The sequence below is a fragment of the Parasphingomonas puruogangriensis genome, from assembly GCF_036663635.1.
Taxonomy (GTDB): Bacteria; Pseudomonadota; Alphaproteobacteria; order Sphingomonadales; family Sphingomonadaceae; genus Sphingomonas.
Genome location: NZ_JAXOJI010000023.1, coordinates 1 through 1581 on the forward strand (window position 1 = coordinate 1; position 1581 = coordinate 1581).

Sequence of the window (1581 nt, forward strand, 5' to 3'; positions counted from 1 at the left end):
CACGGTGTAAATTTCTGAAAGATTTATCCTACTTTATTTGTCCACAGATTAACAAAAAGAACATTTGGCGAATCGTGTAACTCCACTTTAAAACTGCAGGTGGTAGCTCGAAGGGAAACTCTGAGGCACGCACCGATTTCGATAATCCAGTCTTGCCGTTCCGCTTCAATTTTCCCGTCACTTACAACGTTGACCGTGACACCACGATCACGACCAATCAGCTGCGTTCCTCAGACAATTTCGTCGCCTCGGGACGGACCTATTATCAAGAATTCCGAGCCGTATCGAATTTTTCAGGGCCGTTCTATTTTACCGCTGGCATCAATTTCTTTAATACCAAGGGTGATGCGTCGTTCCAAATATATCATCCAGGGCTAGAATTATTTGCAAAGCTACTGCGTGGACTGCCCCAGCAGGCTTGGTCATTCAACGCGGATACGCGGGACGCTAGCACTAAGTCATTCGCCGCTTTTGGCGAGGCTTATTATAACCTGACAGATGCCACCAAATTGACGGTTGGCCTGCGCTATACGAAGGATAAGAAGTCAACCCGCGGGCGCACGGTGTTTTTATCCTTGCCTGCGTATACTGAACTGGCCGGTAGCTATGATGCATTTACCGGACGCGTAGTTCTAGATCACAAGCTGAGCGATGATAATTTGCTATATGCCTCATTCTCCCGCGGGTTCAAAGGCGGAGGGTTGAACGCGATCGGTTCTGCGCTTCCCACCTTCGATCCTGAATATATCAATGCTTATGAGATCGGATCGAAAAACCAGTTTGCTGACGGCACGTTGCAGGCGAATTTCTCTGGCTTCTATTATGACTATAAGAATTTGCAGCTCGGCCAGCGTCGCGGCGCATCGGTGCAGACCATCAACACGGACGCCAAAATCTGGGGGCTTGAGAGCGAATTTGTGTGGGCGCCAGCAGATGGGCTAATGTTCAACGCCAACGCCTCTTATCTGAACACCAGACTTGGCGGACTGGCTCCCGGTCAGGAAACCAGCGACCCGGCCAATCCTGCGCAATGGAATGGCATAGGGATACCGACAAAAACGCCCGAGGTCCGGCTGTCTTTAAAAGGCAACGAACTGCCTTACGCGCCGAAATTCAAGATTGCGCTTGGTGGCGAATATAAAATGCCTCTCGGTTCAAGCGGTTGGTCAGCGACACTTCGTGGTGATTACAGCTGGCAGAGCCGATACTTCGCGCGCGAATTCAACACAGCAAATGACCGCATAAAGGCGTGGAGTATCGCCAATGCCTTGCTGCGTCTCAGCAATGCCGACGCAACGGTTAATGTTGAAGGCTATGTCAAAAACATCTTCAACAAAAACAACATCACCAACTCGATCATCGAAAGTGACTTGATTGGAAGCTATCGTAACGCTCGGATTCTGGAACCCAGGACATATGGTGTAACAACGACGTTCCGTTTATGATAGACCGAAGTTGCGGCGGGGCAAGCGCCTCGCCGTTTAGCCCTATTGTTTCCGGAAGCTCCGCGATATGAATCTTTTTAGCAAATACCTGCTGATAGCTGCAACCGCTGCAACTTTCCCTTTAGCTGCATTTGCC

Annotated in this window: 1 protein-coding gene; it reads left to right on the forward strand. The window is 49.8% G+C overall.

Going from position 1 to position 1581, the window contains the following annotated elements:
- Positions 1 to 152: 152 nt before the first annotated feature.
- Positions 153 to 1445, forward strand: coding sequence for a TonB-dependent receptor (locus tag U1739_RS20910; protein WP_332710548.1), 1293 nt, complete (start codon positions 153 to 155; stop codon positions 1443 to 1445).
- Positions 1446 to 1581 lie beyond the last annotated feature (136 nt).